20 protein-coding genes are annotated in these 24,223 nt (G+C 35.6%); 11 read left to right on the top strand and 9 right to left on the bottom strand.

Annotated elements, in window-relative coordinates:
* Positions 1–57: 57 nt before the first annotated feature.
* Both AR685_RS17250 and AR685_RS17245 read right to left on the bottom strand, forming a co-directional pair.
* Positions 58–822 (bottom strand): exodeoxyribonuclease III, encoded by a 765-nt coding sequence (locus AR685_RS17250; RefSeq protein WP_047445350.1) that lies wholly within the window; start codon positions 820–822, stop codon positions 58–60.
* A 252-nt stretch (positions 823–1,074) separates the two neighbouring features.
* Complete coding sequence (locus tag AR685_RS17245) at positions 1,075–2,619, bottom strand: bifunctional response regulator/alkaline phosphatase family protein (protein ID WP_059125358.1); 1,545 nt, start codon at positions 2,617–2,619, stop codon at positions 1,075–1,077.
* Between the two features lie 256 nt (positions 2,620–2,875).
* Here AR685_RS17245 and AR685_RS17240 point away from each other — a divergent pair, with 256 nt between their 5' ends.
* The 7 genes from AR685_RS17240 (at position 2,876) to AR685_RS17210 (ending at position 9,418) form a co-directional block, all read left to right on the top strand.
* Complete coding sequence (locus tag AR685_RS17240) at positions 2,876–4,081, top strand: HD domain-containing protein (protein ID WP_059125357.1); 1,206 nt, start codon at positions 2,876–2,878, stop codon at positions 4,079–4,081.
* A 90-nt stretch (positions 4,082–4,171) separates the two neighbouring features.
* Positions 4,172–5,203, top strand: a complete 1,032-nt coding sequence (gene lpxD, locus AR685_RS17235) for a UDP-3-O-(3-hydroxymyristoyl)glucosamine N-acyltransferase (protein ID WP_059125356.1) — start codon at positions 4,172–4,174, stop codon at positions 5,201–5,203.
* Entirely contained in the window at positions 5,196–6,593 is a 1,398-nt protein-coding gene (locus AR685_RS17230; protein WP_047445358.1) for a bifunctional UDP-3-O-[3-hydroxymyristoyl] N-acetylglucosamine deacetylase/3-hydroxyacyl-ACP dehydratase, read from the top strand. The genes lpxD and AR685_RS17230 overlap by 8 nt, the downstream gene beginning before the upstream one ends.
* A complete protein-coding gene (lpxA, locus tag AR685_RS17225) occupies positions 6,594–7,382 on the top strand; it encodes an acyl-ACP--UDP-N-acetylglucosamine O-acyltransferase (RefSeq protein WP_047445360.1) in 789 nt (262 codons plus the stop codon).
* A 16-nt stretch (positions 7,383–7,398) separates the two neighbouring features.
* The gene (locus AR685_RS17220; protein WP_059125355.1) at positions 7,399–7,746 is read left to right on the top strand and encodes a hypothetical protein; all 348 of its coding nucleotides are present in this window, start codon (positions 7,399–7,401) and stop codon (positions 7,744–7,746) included.
* Positions 7,747–7,767: 21 nt separating this feature from the next.
* Complete coding sequence (gene efp, locus AR685_RS17215) at positions 7,768–8,331, top strand: elongation factor P (RefSeq protein WP_047445364.1); 564 nt, start codon at positions 7,768–7,770, stop codon at positions 8,329–8,331.
* A gap of 184 nt (positions 8,332–8,515) precedes the next feature.
* The gene (locus AR685_RS17210; RefSeq protein ID WP_059125354.1) at positions 8,516–9,418 is read left to right on the top strand and encodes an LpxD N-terminal domain-containing protein; all 903 of its coding nucleotides are present in this window, start codon (positions 8,516–8,518) and stop codon (positions 9,416–9,418) included.
* 104 nt (positions 9,419–9,522) lie between these two features.
* Here AR685_RS17210 and AR685_RS17205 read toward each other — a convergent pair whose 3' ends face one another.
* From AR685_RS17205 to AR685_RS17180, 6 genes are all read right to left on the bottom strand, one after another.
* On the bottom strand, positions 9,523–10,602 hold the full coding sequence (locus tag AR685_RS17205) for a GNAT family N-acetyltransferase (protein ID WP_047445368.1): 1,080 nt from the start codon (positions 10,600–10,602) through the stop codon (positions 9,523–9,525).
* Positions 10,599–11,558 (bottom strand): polysaccharide deacetylase family protein, encoded by a 960-nt coding sequence (locus AR685_RS17200; protein ID WP_059125353.1) that lies wholly within the window; start codon positions 11,556–11,558, stop codon positions 10,599–10,601. Before AR685_RS17200 ends, AR685_RS17205 begins: the two co-directional genes overlap by 4 nt.
* A 173-nt stretch (positions 11,559–11,731) precedes the next feature.
* On the bottom strand, positions 11,732–13,873 hold the full coding sequence (locus tag AR685_RS17195; protein WP_047445372.1) for a S46 family peptidase: 2,142 nt from the start codon (positions 13,871–13,873) through the stop codon (positions 11,732–11,734).
* Between the two features lie 205 nt (positions 13,874–14,078).
* A complete protein-coding gene (locus tag AR685_RS17190; protein WP_047445375.1) occupies positions 14,079–14,660 on the bottom strand; it encodes a Crp/Fnr family transcriptional regulator in 582 nt (193 codons plus the stop codon).
* A 120-nt stretch (positions 14,661–14,780) separates the two neighbouring features.
* The gene (locus AR685_RS17185; RefSeq protein ID WP_059125352.1) at positions 14,781–15,425 is read right to left on the bottom strand and encodes an MgtC/SapB family protein; all 645 of its coding nucleotides are present in this window, start codon (positions 15,423–15,425) and stop codon (positions 14,781–14,783) included.
* Positions 15,426–15,540: 115 nt separating this feature from the next.
* Positions 15,541–16,299 (bottom strand): response regulator transcription factor, encoded by a 759-nt coding sequence (locus AR685_RS17180; RefSeq protein WP_047445853.1) that lies wholly within the window; start codon positions 16,297–16,299, stop codon positions 15,541–15,543.
* 405 nt (positions 16,300–16,704) lie between these two features.
* On the opposite strand from AR685_RS17180, the gene AR685_RS17175 reads away from it, so the two are divergent.
* Entirely contained in the window at positions 16,705–17,265 is a 561-nt protein-coding gene (locus tag AR685_RS17175) for a sugar O-acetyltransferase (protein ID WP_047445379.1), read from the top strand.
* Between the two features lie 13 nt (positions 17,266–17,278).
* Positions 17,279–17,929 carry a DUF1349 domain-containing protein gene (locus AR685_RS17170; protein WP_047445856.1) on the top strand — a complete coding sequence of 217 codons (651 nt, stop codon included), beginning with the start codon at positions 17,279–17,281 and terminating at the stop codon, positions 17,927–17,929.
* Between the two features lie 74 nt (positions 17,930–18,003).
* Here the strand turns inward: AR685_RS17170 and ligA are convergent, their stop codons facing one another.
* Positions 18,004–20,004 (bottom strand): NAD-dependent DNA ligase LigA, encoded by a 2,001-nt coding sequence (ligA, locus tag AR685_RS17165; RefSeq protein ID WP_047445381.1) that lies wholly within the window; start codon positions 20,002–20,004, stop codon positions 18,004–18,006.
* 242 nt (positions 20,005–20,246) lie between these two features.
* On the opposite strand from ligA, the gene AR685_RS17160 reads away from it, so the two are divergent.
* Positions 20,247–23,336 carry a TonB-dependent receptor gene (locus AR685_RS17160; protein ID WP_047445383.1) on the top strand — a complete coding sequence of 1,030 codons (3,090 nt, stop codon included), beginning with the start codon at positions 20,247–20,249 and terminating at the stop codon, positions 23,334–23,336.
* Between the two features lie 64 nt (positions 23,337–23,400).
* Positions 23,401–24,150, top strand: a complete 750-nt coding sequence (locus AR685_RS17155) for a glycerophosphodiester phosphodiesterase family protein (protein WP_047445385.1) — start codon at positions 23,401–23,403, stop codon at positions 24,148–24,150.
* Positions 24,151–24,223 lie beyond the last annotated feature (73 nt).

Genomic DNA, 24,223 nt, shown 5'->3' with positions numbered 1-24,223 from the left:
TTAATACGATTCTTAAAATTAAATAAAGCCAGCTAATTTAGCTGGCTTTACTGTTTTCTAGAGGTCTAATTCAATCATCGCGGGACAGTGATCAGAATGCACCGCTTCCTTTAAGATTACCGCTCGCGAAAGTTTATCCTTCAAAGAGTATGAGGCAAAATTATAATCAAGTCTCCATCCTTTGTTATTGGCTCTTGAGTTCTGTCTGTAGCTCCACCACGTATAATTATCAGGCTCATTATTAAAAAACCTGAAGCTGTCTATCAATTCACATTCATTAATGAAATTCGTCATCCATTCCCTTTCCATCGGTAAGAACCCGGAAGTGTTTTTTAAACCAACAGGATTATGGATGTCAATCGCTTCATGACAGATGTTAAAGTCTCCTGAAACAATAAGATTTGGAATTTCTTTCTTTAAATTTTTAATGTATTCTAAAAAGTCATGACAGAACTGCATTTTGAAATCAAGTCTTTCAATATTAGAAGCTGACGGAACATACACTGATATTACAGAATATCCATCAAAGTCGGCACGAATGATTCTTCCTTCATTATCATAACTTTCAATTCCACATCCATATTCTATATGATGAGGTTTTGTTTTAGAGGCAATTCCTACGCCGCTATAGCCTTTTCTTACAGCAGAATGCCAATAACTGTGATAACCGATTTTCTCAAGGCTTTCGATATCTATTTGGTCGTTTCCGGCTTTGCTTTCCTGAATGCAGATGATATCGGGATCGGCAGTTTTCAGCCAACCCAAAAAATCTTTTGTAAAAGCGGCTCTGATTCCGTTGACGTTGTAAGTGATTAATTTCATTTAAATGGAGGTATGTATTAAAATATTGAAAATCTATTTTGTTTATCGCAAAAATACCAAAAGAAAGTTTTTGATAAGAAGAACTTCATGAATTTAAGAGAGGGATAATCATTATTTTATGAGCTTTAAAAAAAGCGATTTCTCTTCAGTATTTACCTTTAGCAAAAGTACTATGATCATTTTGAAAAAAATCGGGAGGAAAAAATCAAAGATTTTTTCCTCCCGAGCCCAAAATAATAACTATGAAAAAAACTATTTAGGTTCCAAAATACTTATTGGAATAATACATTCTTCTAAAGAAATTCCACCATGCTGATAGGTTTCTTTATAATAATTGACAAAGTGATTGTAATTTTTCGGATATGCTAGAAAAGTATTGTTTTTTGCGAAAATATATTTCGAACTTAAATTTCCTTTTGGTAAAAATATTTTCTCAGGATTGGTTACCGCCCAAACATCTTTTTCATCATACGTTAAACTTTTCCCCGTTTTATAGCGGATGTTAGTTGAGGTTTCTCTGTCTCCTACAACACGACTTGGTTTTTTAACGTAAACAGTTCCATGATCAGTAGTGATTACTAATTTGTAGACGCTTTCCGCTGCTAATTTGATGATTTTAATTAATGATGAATTTTCAAACCAGTTGGAGGTCAAAGAACGGAAAGTTTTATCATCTCTAATTAATTGGTCAACAATATGGTTGTCTGTCTTTGCGTGAGATAAAATATCGATAAAATTATAAACAATCACCAACAGGTCATTATTTTTATGCTGATTAAAATCTTCGTAGATCTTTTTCTCAAAATCGGCATTCAGAACTTTAAGATATTTCATTGATTTAGAATTCAGACCAATTCTTTTCATCTGATCTTCTAAGAAATCACGCTCATACTCATTTTTGTTTCCTTCTTCATTGTCATTAAACCATTTGTCTGGAAAACGTTTTTCAATTTCTGAAGGAAGCATTCCCGCAAAAAATGAGTTTCTTGCATATTGAGTAGCAGTCGGAAGAATACTGTAATAATAGTCTTCAGATACTTTATTGTAATATTTGGTGAATAATGGCTCAATTACTTTCCATTGGTCATATCGCAGATTATCAACCATCAGTAAAAGAACTTTGTCTTTCTCAACTTCCGGTTTTACTTTGTCTCTGAATAAAGTGTGACTCATTAATGGTTTGTCATTTCCATTCAACCAGTCTTCGTAATTGTTTTCAATAAATTTTGCAAACTGAATATTGGCTTCTTCTTTTTGGGACTGTAGCAAATCAGCGAATTCATTATCGGCAACCTTGTCAAATTTCAACTCCCAGTTAACGATTTTTTTATAATATTCTGCCCAATCCTGATATGTTCTCAAATAAGAAAGCTCCATGGAAAGATTTCTAAACTCCTGTTGATACTGAAGAATCGTTTTTTGCTCTACAAGATTATCTTCCTGCAGGTTTTTCTTTAATGATAATAATATTTGGTTGGGATTCACCGGCTTCAAAATGTAATCTGCAATCTGAGAACCGATAGCCTCTTCCATAATGTGTTCTTCCTCACTTTTCGTAACCATTACTATTTTCAGAGAACTGTCTTTCTCTTTGATCATCGGAATTGCTTCAAGGCCGGAAATTCCGGGCATATTTTCATCTATAAGCGTCAATGCAAATTTTTCTGAATCTATCAATTCTAAAGCCTCGTTCACATTGTTTACAGGAGTTACGTGGTAACCCTTCTTTTCTAAAAATACGATATGAGGTTTGAGTAAATCTATTTCATCATCGATCCATAATATTTTTTCGGACATAAAAGTTTAATTTTTCTATGGTTATTGTATCAAAACTGCGACCAAAATCCTTTAACAAAAGCCAAATTTGATGCAGTTAAAAGTTAAATCTAAGTTAAAAAACATCGCTATTTTCCATCATGATGTGTGGTATGAAGATACGTTAAAATCTCTAGGTTTTAAAGCATTTATTAATAAAAATTCATTTGATTTAATTTCTCAATTTTCGCTCAATTAAGTTTATTACCTTAATTTTGCATTACTCACAGTTATTTCAATGCAGAACAAGCTTAAAATTATCAACGATCCTGTACACGGTTTTATTAAAATTCCTCACGAGATTCTTTTTGACGTTATAGAACATCCTTATTTTCAGAGATTAAGGAGGATTTCGCAGACCGGACTTTTAAATTTAATTTTCCCTGGAGCGACGCATACAAGATTCCATCATGCTTTAGGAGCGATGCATTTGATGTTTACGGCTTTGGAAACTTTAAAACAAAAAGGAATTGACATTTCTGTAGAGGAGGAGAAGGGGGCAATGTTGGCAATCTTAATGCATGATATTGGTCATGGTCCGTTTTCTCATGCATTAGAAAATATGCTGATGGACGATTGGCATCATGAAAATCTCTCTTTATTATTAATGAACAGATTAAATGATGAATTTAACGGCCAGCTGTCGACTGCGATAGAAATGTTTCAGGGTAAATATCACCGAAAGTTTTTTAATCAGCTGATCAGTTCACAATTGGATGTTGACCGTTTGGATTATTTAAAAAGAGACAGTTTTTTCACAGGTGTTTCTGAGGGAAATGTAAATACCCAAAGAATTATCTCAATGATGAATGTCTGCGAAGACGAGCTGGTGATTGATGCAAAAGGTGTTTACTCAATTGAAAACTTCCTTACCGCAAGAATGTTTATGTATTGGCAGGTGTATTATCATAAAACATCAGCTTTGGCGGAATTTATTTTGGTTAAAATTTTACAGAGAGCAAAATATTTGGCTTCACAGGGAGTAGATCTACCGGCAACGGAAAATTTAAAGTACTTTCTGAATCGTGAAAAAAGTGAAGAAACCGACGAAGATGTGCAAAGATTCACCCAAATGGATGATAATGATATTATTCATGCAATGAAATTGTGGCAGACTTCCGAGGATTTTCTTTTGTCATATTGGTGTCAGTGCGTGATCCAACGTAACCTTCCGAAAACAATTATTTCCTCACAGCCTTTCGATCCAAAATTTGTTGAAGAAAAGATCAAAAGCACCAATGAATTTTTGGGAATAGATAACGCTCACGAACTTGTACACGAGATTGAAAGAACTCTTTTACCTTACAACACAGACAAGCAGCCCATCTTTTTATTACAGAAAAGCGGAACAATATTAAGACTTGACGAATCGGAAGACCAGCTTTTGTCGGGTTTGATTACCAATAAAACGACAAGGTATATTCTTACGTTTCCCAGACATTAGCGAGTTTAAATTTCTTAAAGAATATTAAAATCTGTATTCCTCAATCTAAAAAATGTTGGTGAATAATAGAATTTGTTATCTTTGCAGAATATGGAATTCACAGCTTCGCAAATTGCGAGTTTTATTGACGGAAAAATTATAGGTGATGAAAATGCACTTATAACAGGAGTTTCGCCTATTGAAAGTGGGGAAGCAGGGCATCTTTCTTTTATTGCCCAAGAACGTTTTTCTCATTATTTAGATACTTCAAATTGTTCCGTTCTTATAGTTTCGGAAAATATTTTAACCAAAGACAGTTATAACCAGACGATTATTGCTGTGAAAGATGCTTACCTTTCTTTTCAGGTTCTGATGAATTTATATCAGGAAATGCAGGGAAGAAAAGAAGGCGTTGAAGATGGCGCTTCTATTCACGACACTGCTGTGGTAGGTGATAACGCGTATGTCGGAGCATTTACTTATATTTCTGAGAAAGCCAAAATCGGTGAAGGATCACAGATTTATCCTCAGGTCTACATCGGAAAAGGAGTGAAAATTGGTAAGAACTGCAAAATTGACAGCGGTGCAAGAATTTATGATTACTGTATTATCGGCGATAATTGTGTGATTCATTCCAACACCGTGATTGGTGGTGATGGTTTTGGTTTTCAGCCGACTGCTGAAGGTTTCAAAAAAATCCCTCAATTGGGCAACGTTATTATCGAAGATGATGTTGAAATAGGTTCGAATTGCAGTATCGACAGAGCCACAATTGGTTCAACGGTAATCGGGAAAGGAACAAAAATCGATAATCTGATACAAATTGCTCACAACGTGAAAATCGGTCAGAATAATGTCATAGCTTCACAAACCGGTATCGCAGGATCTACAATTGTTGGTGACTGGAACCAGATTGGCGGTCAGGTAGGTATCGTGGGACATATTAAAATTGGAAATCAGGTGAAAATTCAGGCTCAAAGTGGTGTGAATTCTCATGTGAATGACAGAGAGACCGTTTACGGTTCACCGGCAATCAGCTATAACGACTATCTAAGAAGTTACGTTCATTTCAGGAATCTTCCGGTGCTCGTAAAACGAATAAATAATCTTGAGAATAACTCAAAAGATCAGACTAATGAGTGATATGCAAAAAACACTTCAGGAAGAGGTTACTCTATCCGGAATTGGCCTTCATACTGGTAAAGAAGTAAAACTGACCATCAAACCTGCTAAAGAAAATACAGGTTTCATCTTCGTAAGAACAGATTTGGAGGGTCACCCTCAGGTCGAAGCTGATGTAAACTACGTTGTAGCTACTGAAAGAGGAACAACTCTGGAGAAACTTGGCGTGAAAATCAACACTTGCGAGCATCTTTTAGCTGCATTGGTAGGTTGTGATATCGACAATGCTTACTTAGAGATGGATGCTTCGGAACCACCAATTTTAGATGGTTCTTCTAAGTATTTCGTAGAAGCAATCGAGAGCGTAGGAATTGTGGAACAAAAAACTGCCAGAGAGTATTTGGTGGTAAAAGAAGTTTTAAGCTACAGCGATCCGGCAACAGGTTCTGAGATTACCATTATCCCTTCAGATAATTACGAAATCACAACAATGGTAGATTTTGGGACTAAAGTTTTAGGAACTCAGAATGCTACTCTAAAAAATATTTCAGAGTTTAAAGAAGAAATTTCTTCTGCAAGAACATTTAGCTTTTTACATGAATTAGAGATGCTTCTTGATCACGGCTTGATCAAAGGGGGAGATATTTCTAATGCGATAGTATATGTTGATAAAGATCTTACTGCTGAAACAACAGAAAAATTAAAGAAAGCTTTTGGGAAAGATCACGTGGCAATCAGAGCCAATGGTATTCTTGATAATTTAACTTTAAACTATCCAAATGAAGCTGCAAGACATAAATTATTGGATGTAATCGGTGATTTAGCTTTATGTGGAGTTAAAATTAAGGGTAAAATTATCGCAAACAAACCAGGACATTTTGTAAATACTCAGTTTGCTAAAAAACTGAACCGTCAATGGAAATTACAGAAAAAGAAAAACGTTCCTGATTTTGATTTAAATAAAGAGCCTGTATTCGATATCAACGGAATCATGAGATTAATGCCTCACAGACCACCGTTCTTATTAATTGACAAGATTCTTGAATTATCAGATTCACATGTTGTAGGCTTAAAGAATGTGACGATGAACGAACCTTTCTTCGTAGGTCACTTCCCGAAAGAGCCTGTAATGCCTGGTGTTTTACAGGTTGAGGCTTTGGCGCAGACAGGAGGTATTCTTGTTTTGGCAAGTGTGCCGGATCCTGAAAACTATTCTACTTATTTCATTAAAATGGATAAAGTAAAGTTCAAGAGAAAAGTAGTTCCTGGAGATACGATGATTTTTAAAATCGAATTGATTGAACCAATCAGAAGAGGGATCGTGCATATGCAGGGTTACGGATACGTTGGTGATACAATAGCTGTAGAAGCTGAGCTTATGGCTCAGGTTGCAAAAAATAAAGTTGACTAAATGATTCATCAATTAGCCGCCGTTGATAAACGTGCAAAAATCAGTAAAAATGTAATTGTAGAACCATTTACTACTATTGCAGGTGATGTGGAAATAGGTGAAGGTACCTGGATCGGTTCTAATGTGACCATTATGGATGGTGCAAGAATCGGAAAAAACTGCAGGATTTTCCCCGGAACTGTAATTTCTGCAATCCCACAGGATCTGAAATTTGATGGTGAGGATACTCATACTATCATCGGTGATGATACTACAATCAGAGAATGTGTTACTGTAAACAGAGGAACCAAAGCTTTAGGTTATACTAAAATTGGAAGCAACTGTCTGATTATGGCAACTTCTCACATCGCTCACGATTGTGTATTGGGTAATCATGTTATCATTGTGAACGGGTGTGGTATCGCAGGTCACGTAGAAATTGGTGATTTTACCGTTATGGGTGGTTTAAGTGCTGTTCATCAGTTTGGAAAAATTGGAAAACATGTAATGATTTCCGGAGGTACCTTGGTAAGAAAAGATATTCCGCCTTACGTAAAAGTTGCTCGTGAGCCCATGTCGTATGCAGGAATCAATTCGGTAGGTTTGAGAAGAAGAGGTTTTACCAACGATAAAATTTTTGAAATTCAAAAAATTTACAGAGCGATTTTTCAGATGAAAATGAACGTTTCCCAGGCAGTTTCACATATTGAAAAAGAAATGCTTCCTACAGCTGAAAGAGATGAGATTCTACAGTTTATCCAAAACTCTCCGAGAGGTATTGTAAAAGGATACGGAACAGGGAAAGAATAACTTAAATTGAATCAGATTGAAAAATTTAGTATTAGTTTTTACCGTATTTTCTTCTTTTATTTTTGCGCAGCAGAATAAAAAGATGTCTTTGAATCTTAAAGATTCCACTGCAGTAAGAAATGTAAATTCAATTCTGGATTATTCTAAAATTTCTTTTTCAAATTTGAATTCTGACTTAACAAGTTCATCAGACGTCAACAAAAATTTAGACCGACTTCTCATTAATACGATCAATTTTAATACAGTAATCAATAACCGTGCAGTAACTACGGTCGATGCGGGGACTTATTATAAACCTAGAATTGACGGCATGGATATGCTTGGAAGAAAAATTTTCAGTCTTCAGGTCTATAAATTAAAATAAAAAAATAACATACTATAAATAATGGCAACAAGTAACGATATCAAAAAAGGTCTTTGCATAGAATACAGCAATGATATTTTTAAAGTAATCGAATTTCTTCACGTAAAACCGGGTAAAGGCCCTGCTTTCGTAAGAACAAAACTAAAATCAGTAACCAACGGTAAAGTAATTGATAATACGTTTTCTGCAGGTCACAAGATTGACGAAGTGAAAGTAATCACCAGAAAATTCCAGTATCTTTATGATGATGAGAATGGTTTCCACTTTATGAATAACGAAGATTTCTCTCAATTGTATTTAGATAAAGAAATGATTGAAAATTCAAACCTGATGAAAGCTGGTGAAGAGGTGACTATCATTTTGAAAGAAGCTGACGAAACTCCGCTTTCTGCAGAATTACCACAGTCAGTTTATCTGGAAGTTGTAGAAGCTGATCCGGGTGTGAAAGGAAATACTGCTACCAATGCTCTGAAAAACGCAATCGTTGAAACCGGAGCTAGAGTAATGGTTCCTTTATTTATTGAGCCGGGTGACAAAATCAAAGTAAGCACAGAAGACGGTTCTTACTTAGAAAGAGTAAAATAAAAAAAAATATAAATAGAAGTCTGAAGTTCATCTTTAGACTTCTATTTTATTTATGGCAGCAATTGTACTTTATCCTGAGCTTGTCGAAGGACTATCAAGTCGGGCTGCAACTCACACTGAAAAACAAATCTTGTCTAATTTTAAATACAGACAAGGTTGATTAAACTAAAACATCATTAAAAATATGACGTTTCATCAGCCACAAAAACTGAAAACTATTGCAGAGCTTATCGGAGCAAAATTTGTAGGTTCCGAAGATTTCCAGGTTTTTGGTACCAACGAAATTCACAGAGTAAAATCTGGTGAGATTATGTTCGTTAATCACCCAAAATATTACGATAAAGCATTAAACTCTGCAGCTACCATTATTCTGATTGATAAAGAAGTGGAATGTCCAGACGGAAAAGCGCTTTTAATTTCTGACGATCCCTTCAGAGATTTTAATAAAATCAATACCCACTTCACCAAAATTTATAATTTCACAGAAACACTTCATGATGTTGAAATAGGTGAGGGAACAAAAATTCATCCATCCGCAGTACTTGGAAACAACATTACGATTGGAAAAAATACGATCATTTTCCCCAACGTTGTCATAGGAGACCGTACCGTTATTGGTGATAATGTCATCATTCAATCCAACACAGTTCTAGGGGGTGACGCTTTTTATTATAGAAAATTGGATGGTAATTTCGACCGTTTAATTTCTGTAGGGAACGTTGTCATAGAAAACAATGTAGAAATCGGAAACGGTTGTACGATCGACAGAGGAGTTACAGATTCTACCATTATCGGAGAAGGTTCAGTTTTAGACAATCAAATTCAGATCGGCCACGATACCGTGATTGGAAAAAAATGCCTGATTGCTTCTCAGGTTGGTATTGCAGGCTGTTGTATCATTGGTGATGGCGTGACTTTATGGGGACAGGTTGGTATTGCTTCAGGAAATGCAATCGAAGCAGGATCAGTGCTTTTAGGTAAAACAGGAGTCAACAGAGATCTGAAACAAGGCACATACATCGGGATGTTCGCAGAAGATTTCAAAACATATCTGAAAAAAGAGGTAAAACTGAGAAATCTTGAATAGACTGATTCGTAGTAGATATTGATTAAATTCTTTCAAACTTCAAAGTTGGTGTCTAGTTGTATTATGCAATATGATAATGTTCGTACTCGAAAAATATTTAAACTTTAAGTCATCAAACAATCTCCGTCACCATCCTGAAAACTGGGATCGAAATTTTTCGGAAGACGGTCTAAAAGATTCTGATGAAATAGATATCTTCTTTCGATTTTTCGCTGGTGGATATTAGGAAAAGATAAGTTTGAATCGATGTTTTTGTTGAGTTCAGTTTGGTAACTTGTCAGCATATTTATTTTATTTTCAGCAACAAAATAACTTAGGAAATCCACAAACTGTGTTAAGTCAGCGATTGAAAATAGATAAGGGATTTTGAGATGACCATCTCGCAACATAAGGAGCGAACAGGTAATCAGATTGTTGTCATCGCTGTAGACTTTTACCCAAAAGTACTGGAAGCTTTTGGAGTAGCTTGAAAATAAATATTTCTGATCAGCTTTATTACCCTCTAAAATCCACGGATTTTCAATTGCCCAATTAATCTCTTCTGCAACTCGGTTCTTCTTAAATCCTGCAATGAATTCAGTACTTTCCTCATCGATTTTATTAAGGATTTCAAAACGAAAACTTGGATGTTTTATAAAACCGTTTTTAATGGAGATAAAAAAATTGAGAAGAGAATCAGCCAGACTAAAAAATGGTTTGAAAGGTTTTGCTTTCTTTTTTTTGGCTGGAATTATGGTTTGTAAATCTGTTCTGAAATAGTATCGTGTACCTGACTTCGGGTTGATGTATGTAAAGGCATGTATTTTATTATACAGACTTTCGGCCTCTTTTGTGAATTCTGTAATGGCTATGTTTCCCTGATATTCTTCAAATGCCTTATTCAGCAAGGTTTGGGCGATTTTCTTGCCACGAAATTCATTACTGATAAAAAGTGTACTAAGCCATGCGTAATTAAATATTTCGCCATCAATTTTAAAATCGTCTGGAAGACAACCAAGATATCCGGCTAGCTTGTCGTCATCGTATGCCAAAACAAGCAAGGTTTGACTCTCACTTGCCTTAGGATTTTCAATGTGTGATTTTGCACGGTGACCAGTAATAGGAAGAAAATCGTAGTCTTGAAAGGCTCCGGATGATACAAAATCATCAAGTTGTTTTTTATTGAAAGTTTGTAGATGAATCATTTCCTGATGATTGTATTTTTGTTCCAAAGCTTTTTAAATGTAAAATATGCAATTTCTTTTTTTACCGTGTTTGAAGCCGTTTCTCCCGTCTCCATAGGAATTCTTTGAAGATTTTTCTCAAAGCTGTCTAATTTTATTCCTGCGCATCCAAAACTGTACGAAAGCTGCTCATTTTTAAATAAATTTTCAAAAAAATCTTTTCGCACACCAAAATCAGTAAATGGAAACGCAAAACCATCATGCAAAAAATCGTTTTCTTTAGTGAAATTTAAACTTTTTATAGTGTTTTTTAGCTGATCTTCAAGTGATAGTTCACCATACAGCGGATGATCCCAACTGTGTGCCGAAATCCCAAAACCTTTTTCCTTCAGATTCTTAAGCTGATCAATGTTCATATAGGGTCTTTGATCTTTTAGATAAGAATCAAAATCAACTTCAAGTTTTTCTGCGATCTGATCTAGCTGATCTTTATTTTTGTAATTAATTTTGAGAACTTGTTCAATATTAATTTCAACGTTTCTTGATGCAGAAGTTTTGATTCTATCAACTATTAAGCTTGCCTTACATCTGAACATCAAATCTTTATTGTCGATGAATGCCGGATTGATAAAGTTGATGGCGTAAATTCCTTTTCTTTCCAGAATCGGCAACACAACATCATAAAATTCTCTGAAACCATCATCAAAAGTTAACAGAGCAATTCTCTTCTGAGGTTTAAAATTGCCGTTAAGGAAATCTTTAAATTCATTCCAATTCAAAAACTGAAAATATCTCGAAAAGTAATCCAGATCATTCTCAAACTGTCGTGCATTTTTATATTGAATAATATGATTAAGATGGGGGAGATTTTCATCAGAAACGCAGTGGTAAACGGGAAGACAGTAATCTAAAGGAAATGATTTTTCAATATTTTCCTTTTCAAAAACGGCTAAAAGATCTATCAGTCTCTGTTTCACGGTTTATAAATTTGAATACTTGTTCGCTTGAATCTTCTATATTTAAGTAATTCAAAAAAGCACTCTTTACAGTGTAATTTGGGTTATGGTGATTCACTAAAATAAAAAAAGAATCTATCTAAATGACTCAAAATTTGAGATTTAAATAGATTCTTATAAAATTTTAAATATTATTATTTTATAACTTTCATCTCATTGATCAGCCATTTAGAATCGGCAAATTTATCAATGATGAAAAGAATATATTTAGTATCAACCATAATGTTACGGCTAAAACGAGGATCGTAATTGATGTCACTCATTGTTCCTTCCCACTGTCTGTCGAAGTTTAACCCAACAAGATTCCCCTGCGCATCAAGTGCCGGACTTCCGGAGTTACCTCCAGTTGTATGGTTGGTTGCCGTAAATCCTACAGGAACGTCACCGGTTTTATCTTTGTAGTTTCCAAAATCTTTTCTATCATACAGATCGATCAGTTTCTTCGGTACATCAAATTCGTAATCTCCCGGAACATATTTTTCCATTACTCCGGCTAGATGCGTTTGATAATTATATGTCACTGCATCTTTTGGTGTAGAACCTTTCACTTTTCCGTAGGTTACACGAAGCGTAGAATTGGCATCCGGGAAGAATTTTCTGTCTTTATCCGTTGACATCTGCTGAGCCATGTATTTTTTCTGCAAACCATCGATTTTTGTCTGTAATGCATTAAACTGTGGATCTGCAGTTTTCATATACGTATCTTTCACGTTCATGAAAAGCTGATAAACAGGATCTTTCTTAATAGTTTTTATTAATTTGTCCTGATTAGAAAAAGCCTTGTCTATATCCGTGCTTAGTGAAGCTCCATTGACTGCAGATCTTCCGGTAATCACTGAGTTTTTAGAGATGTCTTCGATTGTCGTGATATTTTGGGCTTCATTTTTGTACTTCTCAAAACCGGCAGGCAAAAATTGAGGAGCCGTTTTGTTAGCATAGAGAGCCAAAAGTTTAGCTGTCACTTTAGCATCCAGTTCTGCGCTATAATCTTTATAGAAAGATGTAAGTCTGTTTTTGAATGCTGCGGTTCCTTTTTCATCCATTCTTCCTGCTTCCAGAGAAGTAATGTAATTCGAATAAAGATTGGCAAGCATTAATGTTTCAGCATTTCTTACCACTTCAGAATAGTAAGCATTATTTAATGCATAAGGAGCCTGATCCTGGTACAATTGATTCAGTTCGTCTAAAGTTATTTTGACCTGAGGATTTTTGGCGACCAAAGAACCTTCGTACATTACTTTTTTCTGTACAGCATTCGATTTTTTAAGACCTTCAACTTCACCGATCCATTTTTTCCAGTAGTTGGCAACAGATGCAAATTTAGATGCATATTTGATACGTGTGGCGTCGTCAGTACGCATTTTTTCGTCTAGAGTTTTCAAAGCAACGTCACGCACTGCAATTCTCGCAGGATCAATCTCTGTCATTATTTTTTCAACAGCAATAGCAGGAAGATATTCTGTGGTTCTGCCCGGAAAACCGAATACAAAAGTGAAATCATTTTCAGCTTTATCTTTTATAGAAACCGGAAGATAATGTTTTGGCACATAAGGCACATTATCTTTAGAGTATTCTGCAGGTTTGTTGTTTTTATCAGCATAAATTCTGAACATTGAGAAATCTCCTGTATGTCTTGGCCAAACCCAGTTGTCGGTGTCGCTTCCGAATTTTCCGATACTTTGAGGTGGTGCCCCAACCAGACGAACGTCTTTGTAGGTTTCTATCACATAAGCATAAAACTTATTTCCGTAATACATTGATTTTACAGAAATAGATTGATATGGCTCTGTTTTCTGAGAGTTTTTATAGATCTCAATATTATTTGCGATTTTCTTTGAAAGTTCGGGCTCCTGAAGATTGTCTGTATTTTCCAAAATCTGCGTAGTCACTTCTTTGATGTCTACGATAAAATCAACTGTTACTCCTGGGTTAGGAAGTTCAGTTTCCATATTTTTGGCCCAGAATCCGTTGGATAAAAGATCGTTTTGAACAGTAGAATGTGCCTGAATCTGCCCATATCCGCAGTGGTGATTGGTTAAAAGTAATCCTTTCGGGGAGATTATTTCAGCAGTACAACCTCCGTTAAATTGTACCACGGCATCTTTTATACTTGGTTTTTGTGTGTTGAAGATATCTTTGGCTGATATTTTCATTCCCAAATCTTTCATTTCCTTTTCATTCAATTCAGTGGGAATCCACATTCCGCCATATTGCTGAGCCGTTCCCCATGAAAAACTGAAGAATGCTGAGGCAATTAAAATAGTACGTTTTATCATTAGAAAAAATTTTGACTAAAATACGGATTTAATTTTCTTAGAAAAAAGAAAACCCTTCCGAAATTTTCATTCTGAAAGGGTTTGGGAATTTATATCGTTTTTAGATTGATAATGTAACTTAAATTTGTAAATAAGTTCTCATCATTTGTGCTCTTAACTGATAGCAAAAATAAGGTATTACTCAATAAGGTGAAATGAACCTATGTTAAGAAATTAGTTTTCTAATACGGCTTAAAGCCTGTGGAGTAATTCCCAAATAAGAGGCTATATACTTTAGCGGAATTTGAAGAATGTACTCGGGATATGACTTCATGAGTTTAAGATATCTTTCCTCGGCATTTTCTGTAAGGAGTGAAATCTCTCGCTGTGCTTTTCTTAAATAAAGCTGCTCTGCAGAAATTCTACCTACATAATTTCCCGCTTTTGTATTTTCGTACAAATCATGTACATCACTATGGTGAATTCTATAAACAACGGTTTTTTGCAAAGTTTCAACGTTGTATTGGCACGGACTTCTTGTGATAAAAGAATCATAAGCGCTATAAAACATGTTTTTGGTAATAAAAGAAAATGTAACTTCTTTTGGCGGTTCTGTAGGATATGTTTTGTGCATGAAAAACCTTATAATCCCTTCGGTAATGAAGTATAGGTGATTTTCTGTTTCTCCGGACTTAAGAATAATTGTTTTTTTTGGAATTTCTATCCTTTCAAATTTAACGGTGTGAAGCATGGCCTCTTCCCTAGAAAGTCCCAAACGGGTCATATAAAAATGTAATAAGTTCTCCATAAATTATGAAAGACAAAATTAAATAATTACATCTGATTTTAAATGATTTTAGCGAAAAATAAATCCAAAATTATTGAATTAGAGTATTTTTATTTCATGTTTACATGTCAATTTTTAAGGTCAAAACTCATAAGCATTTACTGTTTTGTCACTTCTCAGCTTTTCTATGAATTGATCATGATTGCTATGTTTTCCCGTCAGTATCCATGTTGTTGCAATATTTTCCGGACTGAATTTTTGTCTGACCAGAAAAAATTTAAGATGATAATCTTTAAACAGGTTTTCAAAGTTTTTTACATCTTCAAAGGTATTGAGTACAATTTTGTATTCCCTGATTTTATGATTGTTGTCGATAAGATTCTGTAAATAAGTGAGCGAACTCAAAATCAATAGAACTAAAACGGTTCCCAGTAATGATAAATAAACATAACCAGATCCCACTGCCATTCCGATGGATGCAGTAGCCCAAATAGTGGTCGCCGTGGTGATTCCGTCAATTTTATTATCACCCTTAAAAATAACACCTGCACCCAGAAAACCAATTCCTGTAATAATGTTCGCAGCCAGACGGTCTGGGTCTTTTACTCCGATTTTGATGGAGAGAATGGTAAACAAGCAAGATCCGAAACACACCAGAATGAATGTTCTTAAACCTGCCGATTTATTTCTGTATTCTCTCTCAGCTCCGATGAAAAGTCCTAGAACAACAGAGATGAAAATGAGCAATAGCTCGTTCTGTACCGAATGGTCTTTTAGAAAATCCATTTTTTTGATTTGTTTACATAAAATTACGATAATTATTCGTTAGATAAATTTAAAATTCATCAGTCTGCCTCTAAAAAAAAGGTGTATTTTTAAATGATTCGCAGTTGGTTTTAAATCATATCCAATTCAGCTTTGCAGCTACGCTACAGGCTTCCGTTGTATTTCTGACCCGAAGTTTCTCCAGAATATTCTGCCGATGTCGATTCACGGTATTGATACTGATGAAAAGCAGTTCCGCAATTTCTTTACTACGTTTTCCATCCTGAATCATCTTCAAAATCTCCTTTTCCCTACCAGATAAAAATGTAGAATTGCCAGCCTCGGTCTGATGAATGACCGAGCTGTTCGCAGTATTAATGATCATTCCGTGGTGAATTGAAGAGTTGAGAAAATCAAAATGATAAAGGCAAAGCGCCAGTTCTACGTTTTTATCATCAGGGTTGGTAAAATAAAACATCTTATGCAAAAGCGCTTTCTGATTGGGGTTGTCAGCAATTCTCAATCTGCTCACCACACAATAATCTTTGTGCTCCTCAAACGGGATGGTCTTGATGAAGTGAAAAAACTGAAGTTCCAGCAAATGCTTCTGCAAAACATCTTCTGTATCTAATTTTGCAAATAATTCTTCCTCCCAGATGCTTTCAATTTCCTGCTTACTTTCTTCCTGAAAAATATCAAGCGAATCCGCCAACTTTCCCGAATAAACATAACTTTTATTATTTTGAAGGTCGCTGAGAACTGCAATGCCGTTTTCTAAAGCTACAAAATTCTGTGCAATCTCCTGACATTTTTTAAGCTGTAGGTTTTCGCTATCAGAAATTGAAAATTCTTGTTGCAAAAGTTTTTCGTTGAGGTCGGATTGGATGGCTTTCATCTGCATTTTGTCAAGTCTCGTTTAAAATTATTTAATTCATTCTGAATTTTGATTTCATCTTCAATCATGCTGTTTAATCTGATTAATTTTAGGTCTTTACTATTATGTAATCTTATTGAACCAACAAAATAATCTTTATAAGCAACAAAATCGATTTTTTTTTCTGAGTTCATTGATGGTAGTATATGTTTCCAATTCAGTTTTATACTCAAATATGCTTTTATTATTGACTGTAGTATATTCAAGATTTCCCTTTGGTTGAATTGGAGTACAACTTATAATTAAAAACAAGATGAAAATTTGAACTGTAAATTTCATTAGATTGTAGATTACAAATGGTTATTAATCAGTATTGACTAAACCTCCAAAACGTCATACATTTGTCCATTATCAAAGTAAAAATACATGAATAATCTGAACGAAAAAGAAAAAATGCTGAGCGGAGAAATCTATGATGCTTCCAACAAAGATCTCATCAAAGAACGAAATATCGCCAAAGACCTCTGTTTTGAATACAATCATCTGCAGCCTTCAAAAATCGAGCAAAGAAAAGCTTTAATTAAAAAACTCTTTGGTAAGACCACAGACAACTTTCATATCGAACAGCCGTTTTATTGCGACTACGGTCACAATATTGAGATTGGCGAGAACTTCTACACTAACGTGAATGTTGTTATTCTCGACTGTGCAAAAGTAAGTTTCGGAGATAATGTTTTCATCGCACCCAACTGCGGATTCTACACAGCCGGTCATCCTTTCGACGTCGAGCAGCGCAACAAAGCTTTGGAATATGCTTATCCAATCACGGTCGGAAATAATGTCTGGATTGGCGCAGGCTGCAGCATTCTTCCCGGCGTTACGATTGGTGATAATACAGTGATAGGAGCGGGATCTGTGGTGACAAAAGATATTCCGTCGAATGTTTTGGCAGTTGGAAATCCTTGCAAAGTCATACGCGAACTATAAAATCAAGATTAAAATGAAAAAAATAATACTGTTCTCAGTCATATTTCTGAATTTGTTTTCAGGACTAAAAGCACAATCTCTCGAAAAAATGACATGGTTCAACGAACCTCAGCAATGGGAAATCAAAGACAAAAAACTGGTCATGAACGTTACGCCACAAAGTGACTATTGGCGGATTTCGCATTATGGTTTTACCGTTGATGATGCGCCATTTTATTACTCAACCTACGGCGGAGAATTTGAAACCAAAGTGAAAATCACCGGAGATTACAAAGCCCGCTTCGACCAAATGGGATTGATGCTGAGAATCGACGAACAAAATTACATCAAAGCCGGTGTAGAATTCGTGGACGGGAAATTTAATCTCAGTACCGTTGTGACGCACAAAACCAGCGACTGGAGTGTCATCGTTTTGGAAAAAACACCGCCTTTTGTCTGGATAAAAGCAGTACGAAGACTCGATGCGGTCGAGATTTTTTATTCTTTTGACGACAAAGAATATGTGATGATGAGAAATGCTTTTCTGCAGGACAACACGCCTGTTCAAGTCGGATTTATGGCAGCAAGTCCGGATGGAAATGGCTTCAAGGCTACTTTCGAAAACTTCTCGGTCAAGCATCTTCCTGACCAACGCCGGTTGGAATGGCTGAAGAAAAATCAGTAATTATCTAAATCACAAAAGTTCCAAAAGGAATTTGGAAAATGACTTAATTCTTTTATGACTTTTGTGGTTTAATTTTATCCAATCAAATCCAAAAACTCCTGCTCATCAAGAATAGTAATCGTCCCGATATCCTGAGCCTTTTTTAGCTTACTTCCTGCTTTTTCGCCAACCACTAAATAATTCAAATTTTTAGAAACTGCAGAAATATTTTTTCCACCGTGTTTTTCTACCATCTCTTCCGCAGATTCTCTGGTGAACAGCGATAATTTTCCGGTAAACAAAAACGTTTTTCCTTCCAAAGTATTCGATAAAACTTCATTGGTATTTTCTCCTTTTTCAAGTTGAACGCCGTAAGATTTTAATCTTTCAAGCATCAGAATATTTTCAGGATTATTAAAGAAATCAACGATGCTCACTGCAATTTTCATCCCGATATCTTCCACCTGACACAATTCTTCGGCAGTAGCTTTTTTCAAATCGTCAATCGTGTTGAAGTTCTTTACCAATTTCTTGGCAACTGTTTCTCCAACGTGTTTGATACCGATTCCAAACAAAACTTTCTCAAATGGAATTTCTTTAGATTTTTCTATTCCATCAATGATATTCTGAGCCGATTTTTCCGCCATTCTTTCTAATGGAAGAATTTGCTCTTTTGTCAACGCATAAAAATCTGCAGGATTTTCAATTAATCGAGCATTATAAAGCTGTTCGATGGTTTCACTTCCCAGATTATCAATATTTAGAGCTTTTCGGGAAACATAGTGAATCATTCTTCCAACCACCTGAGGCGGACAGTGCAAATCGTTAGGGCAAAAATGAATCGCCTGATCTTCAAGTTTTATCAGTTCAGTTCCGCACTCCGGACAGTTCTTGATGTACTCAATTTCTGTGCTATCAGAAGTTCTTTTCTCTTCGTTAACGCCGACGATTTTTGGAATAATCTCTCCGCCTTTTTCCACATACACAAAATCGTGCTCATGCAGACCGAGTTTTTTAATGATATCTTCGTTGTGAAGGGAAGCTCGCTTTACAGTTGTTCCTGCCAGTAAAACGGGTTTCAGATTTGCAACAGGCGTAATCGCTCCGGTTCTTCCGACCTGATAAGTCACTTTTTCAAGCTCGGTTTCTACTTTTTCAGCTTTAAATTTATAAGCCATTGCCCAACGTGGAGATTTTGCTGTGTAACCAAGCTGTCTCTGCTGTTTTAATGAGTTGACTTTCAGAACAATTCCGTCAATTTCAAAAGGCAGATTATGTCTTTCCGTATCCCAGAAGTTAATGAACTCTTTTATTTCATCTAAATTTTTGCAGAGTTTTGCCTGTTCTGAAATTGTAAATCCCCAGTCGTGAGCTTGATGAAGCAGTTCCCAATGACTTTCTGCCGGAACTTCCTGCGAAACAAACTGGTACAAAACGGAAGACAGTCTGCGTTTTCTCACTTCACCGCTGTCCTGCATTTTCAGACTTCCGCTTGCTGTATTTCGTGGGTTCATAAAGAGGTCAAGACCTTCCTCCTCACGCTGTTTATTGATTTTATCGAAGTTTTTTCTTGTTAAATAAATTTCTCCACGCATAAAAAAGCGTTGAGGGAAATCTCCGGTCAGTTTTACCGGAATATCTGAAATGGTTTTCACATTGGAAGTAATTTCGTCACCCTGAAAACCGTCACCACGCGTCACTGCCTGAACCAGCTTTCCGTTTTCATACAAAATAGAAATCGAAGCACCGTCGTATTTTAATTCAGCTACAAATTCCACAGGCTCATCGATGGTTTTAATGATGCGCTTTTCCCAGTCTGCCAAATCATCATAATCGTAAGAATTATCCAGAGAATACATTCTGAACTGATGCTGAACGGTCGGGAAAATCTTGGTTACACCGCCACCAACACGCACAGTCGGAGAATTGTCATCGTGAAATTCCGGGTGTTTGGCTTCCAGATCCTGAAGTTCTTTTAGTAATAAATCAAATTCAAGGTCAGAGATGCTCGGCTCATCCATCAGATAATAGTTTTCGTTATGCTGATTGAGTTCTTTACGGAGCTGATCTATCTTTTGGTGAATGTTTTCGGACATCGGAAATTTATTTAAACGCAAAAATAACCAAAGTAATTTCAATTTAAAAAAATAAAATAATTAAATAATATGAGAATATTAAAATAGCTTAATATATCTCAACTGTCTGATATTTCATCAAATAAAATCGGTGTTGATGATGCGTTAATATTATGTTGCAATTTAATTAAGAAAATGTTAAAACTCCCTTAAACAAAGGGACGACAAAGTCAGAATACCTTTGCGCATCTAATTTTAACAAAATGAAAAGAGTAAAGATTGTCTTAGGATTATTATTTTTAGGAATGGGTACGATGGCTTACGCTCAGACCACTCAGGCTTCTATTGTCGGGAAAGTAAATGGCGCAGGAAACGTAGGGCAAAATAAAATTAAAGTAATAATTGTAAATGAATCTACCGGTTTTAGAACAGAAACGGAGACTAATTCTCAAGGAGAGTATATTTTTAAAGAGATTCCTTTGGGCGGACCTTATTCAGTGATTGTAAATGATGAGAAAAAAGAAGGTTATAACGTCAATTTTGGTGATCAGGTTACAGTAAATATGAGTTTGGAGAATTCTGGCGAAAAAGCAATTGAAGAGGTTGTGCTTGTCGGAAATTTAAAAAACAAGATTGGAAATTTGGGTGCAGCCACAGCAATTACCGCAAAAAATATCGGAATCTTACCTGTAAACGGAAGAAATTTCACCAATCTTACCGAATTATCACCTTTAAGTGGTAAGGGTGGAAACTTATCAGGTCAGTTGGGGTCTTCAACCAATTTTACCATTGATGGAATGACGGCGAAAAACCCTACTTCTGCAGGTTCCACGACAAGCCGAAGTGGTGCTCCTTACTCAATTTCCATTGAGGCGGTACGTGAATTTAAAATTACAACCAACCAGTATGATGTCACCTTAGGAAGAAGTGGCGGAGGAACAGTAAGTGCGGTAACAAAATCGGGAACCAATACATTTACAGGAAGTGCCTGGGAATATTTAAGAACAGGATGGCTGTCGAGCAAATATGATATAAGAGGAAATGAACGTGTAAATGATTTCTCAACATCCCAGTTCGGTGTTTCTTTGGGCGGTCCTATTATTAAAAATAAACTTCACTTTTTCGCAGCTTGGGATCATCAGATTGATTCAAAACCTTTGCTTATCGCTGATATTCAAAGCAATGCCGATGCTTTGAGACTTGGGGTAACCAACGAATCGCTGAATCAGGTACTGAATATTGGACGAGCGAAATATGGAGTTGGAAATACACAGCAATTCGGAGCTTTTGACAGAGTAAGAAATTCTGATGCCGGATTTTTAAGGTTAGATTGGCAGATCAATGAAAAAAACTTGCTGACTCTTAGAAATAATTTCACCTACGATTTGTATAAAAATGGTTTGGTAGATAATACCGCAATCAATTTTTTTGAATCGTATGCCAATGATAAAAACTTAGATAACAGTCTCCTGTTGACTTTGAGATCAAATCTGAAGCCTAATTTAACCAATGAGTTAAAAGCGCAGTATCTTTATACTTTCCAAGATAGTTATCAAAATGATGAGTTGGGAAAAACGGTTCCAAGAGCTATTGTAGAGCGTGTAGCTTCTACGATTGACGGAACTAATTTAACCACAAATATACAGATGGGCGGGCATCGTTTTGCTCAGGAAGGATTCAAAAATAATGTCTTCCAATTGGTAGATAACTTATATTACAATACCGATAAAATAAAATATACTTTTGGTGCAGACCTGATGTATACCAGATCAAAATCGATCTACGGAAGTGAAGTTAACGGTAGATTCCAGTTCTTGGGAATTGATAATTTTAATAATCTTACGCCTTACAGATATTACAGAGAAGTGCCTTTGGTAGAAGATACATCGGTGAAATCGAGTATTTATAATCTGGGTTTGTACGGTCAGATGCAGACCAAAATTGCGAAAGGTTTAGATTTAATGGCAGGGATCAGGTTTGATTACGGAGGTTATCCAAAAGCAGAATTCAACCAAAAACTGTTTGATCAAATGGGAATAAGAACCGATAATAAAATTAAATCTTTTATTATTCAGCCGAGATTCCAGTTTGATTGGAATATTAATGAAGGAAATAAAGATTTCTTGAAATTCGGAGCGGGAATTTTCTCCTCGGATATCAATAATTACATGATAATTAATAATTTGGTGTTCGACGGAAATCATTTTGCTACGGTAGATGTAAATCCTACTCAGATTGGTCTTACACCGAATTTCCCTGGGTATAGAGCAGATTATTCTACTGTTCCTTCGCTGCAGCAATATCAGCTGCCAACGATTAACTATACCGGAAATGATGCGAAAATCCCGATCGTTTATAAAGCAAATATTTCTTATACGCATTTCTTTAATGAAAGATTCAGAGCAGGACTTGCAGGATACGTGGCTTTAGGTAGAAACAATTATTTCTATTATGACAGAAACATGGTTGATAATCCTTATTTTACTTTGGGTAATGAAGGTGGAAGAGGAGTGTATGTTCCTCTGGGCACTATCAATGCAGCAAATGGAACCATGAATTGGAAAGATGGAAGAATCAACAAAAACTTCGGTCGTGTATTAGAATTGGTAAGTGACGGTAAAGTGAACCAGTTTTCGTTTGTAGCGGACACCAGCTACCGTTACTGGAAGGATGGTGAAATTACAGTAAGTTACACATGGTCAGATATTAAAGACAATACTTCGTACAACGGAAATGTAGCCAACACGGCAACTTTATCTACTTTGGTAGAAAGCGATCCCAGAAATTTAAGAATGTCTTACTCTGATAATCAGTTTAGAAATAAAGTGGTAGTATACGGAAACTCTCCTACTATTGCAGGCTTCACTTTAGGGATCAGGTATTCAGGAATTGGAGGGACACGCTTTTCTTTGACTTCCGGAGGAAATATCAATGGAGATTTTGTGGATACCAACGATTTAGCTTATGTTTTCCCGAATCTTACCCAAACTTTAATTGATAATCCCGAGGTGGGTGATGCGCTGAAAAACTACATTACAGACTACAACAATCAGGTTGCAGAAAGGAATGGCGGTAAAAATGGCTTCTTTGGTGTTTGGGATCTTCGTCTTGCGAAAAAAATTAAATTTGAAAAAATTGGTGGTTTCGAACTTTCTGTAGATATCTTCAACGTTGCCAATATGTTGAATAAGGAATGGGGTGTCAATAAATCTTACGGAAACACCGCATTGTACAGAATTACAGGTTTTGATCCTGTTACCAAAGAATTTAAATATAACCTGAATACAAGCGGTCTGGAGCCATTATCAGGAAATCCTTACCAGATCCAGTTAGGAGCCAAATATACATTCTAAAAATTTAATATTATCTTTATGTAAAAGTCCCCCGGGGCTTTTACATTTAATTTCTACTTATATTATGAAAAATTTTATCTTAGGGTTAGCTGTTTTAAGCGCAGGAGTTATGAATGCACAAACCCAAATAATCGCTCACAGAGGATATTTTCAGACCAATCCTCCAACAACAGAGAATTCACTGAAATCATTAGAAAATGCTCAGAATCTGAAAATTTACGGAGCTGAGTTTGATGTAAGAATGACGAAAGACGGAGTTCTGGTGGTTAATCATGACGAGCATCACGCAAAGATGGAAATCTCAGAAACAGATTTTAAAGAACTTAAAAAGGTGAAACTTTCAAACGGAGAACAGTTTCCTACTCTGAAAGATTATTTGAAGAAAGGAAAAAAAGATCAATCTCTAAAACTGATTGTAGAGATCAAACCTGACAAAACAAAAGAAAAAGAAGACGAGTTAACGGTAAAAACCATTAAAATGATCAAAGATCTGAAGCTTGAATCTCAAATTGAGTTTATTTCTTTCAGCTTAAATATATGCAAGGAAATCAAAAAACTGGAGCCTTTATTTAAAGTTCAGTATCTGAGAGGAGAACTATCTCCGCAACAAATCAAAGACGAAGGGTTAGACGGAATCGATTACCACTACAGCATTTTTGAAAAAAATCCAACATGGATTGCTGAAGCGAATGCACTGGGATTAATTACAAATTCCTGGACGGTTAATGATGTTACAATTTTTAACAAACTGAAAGATCAGGGAATCGGATTTGTCACCACAAATACACCTGCAGATTTTAAAGACTTAAAATAGATTCCGAATTTTTAAATTACTATGCCTTACAGATTCTGTAAGGCATATTTTGTCTCTAATTATGAGTGAGAGT

It is taken from the genome of Chryseobacterium sp. JAH, from assembly GCF_001507335.1.
Lineage (GTDB): Bacteria > Bacteroidota > Bacteroidia > Flavobacteriales > Weeksellaceae > Chryseobacterium.
The sequence above is the reverse complement of the archived record's forward strand: the minus strand, read 5'-3'. Positions and strand labels throughout refer to the sequence as shown.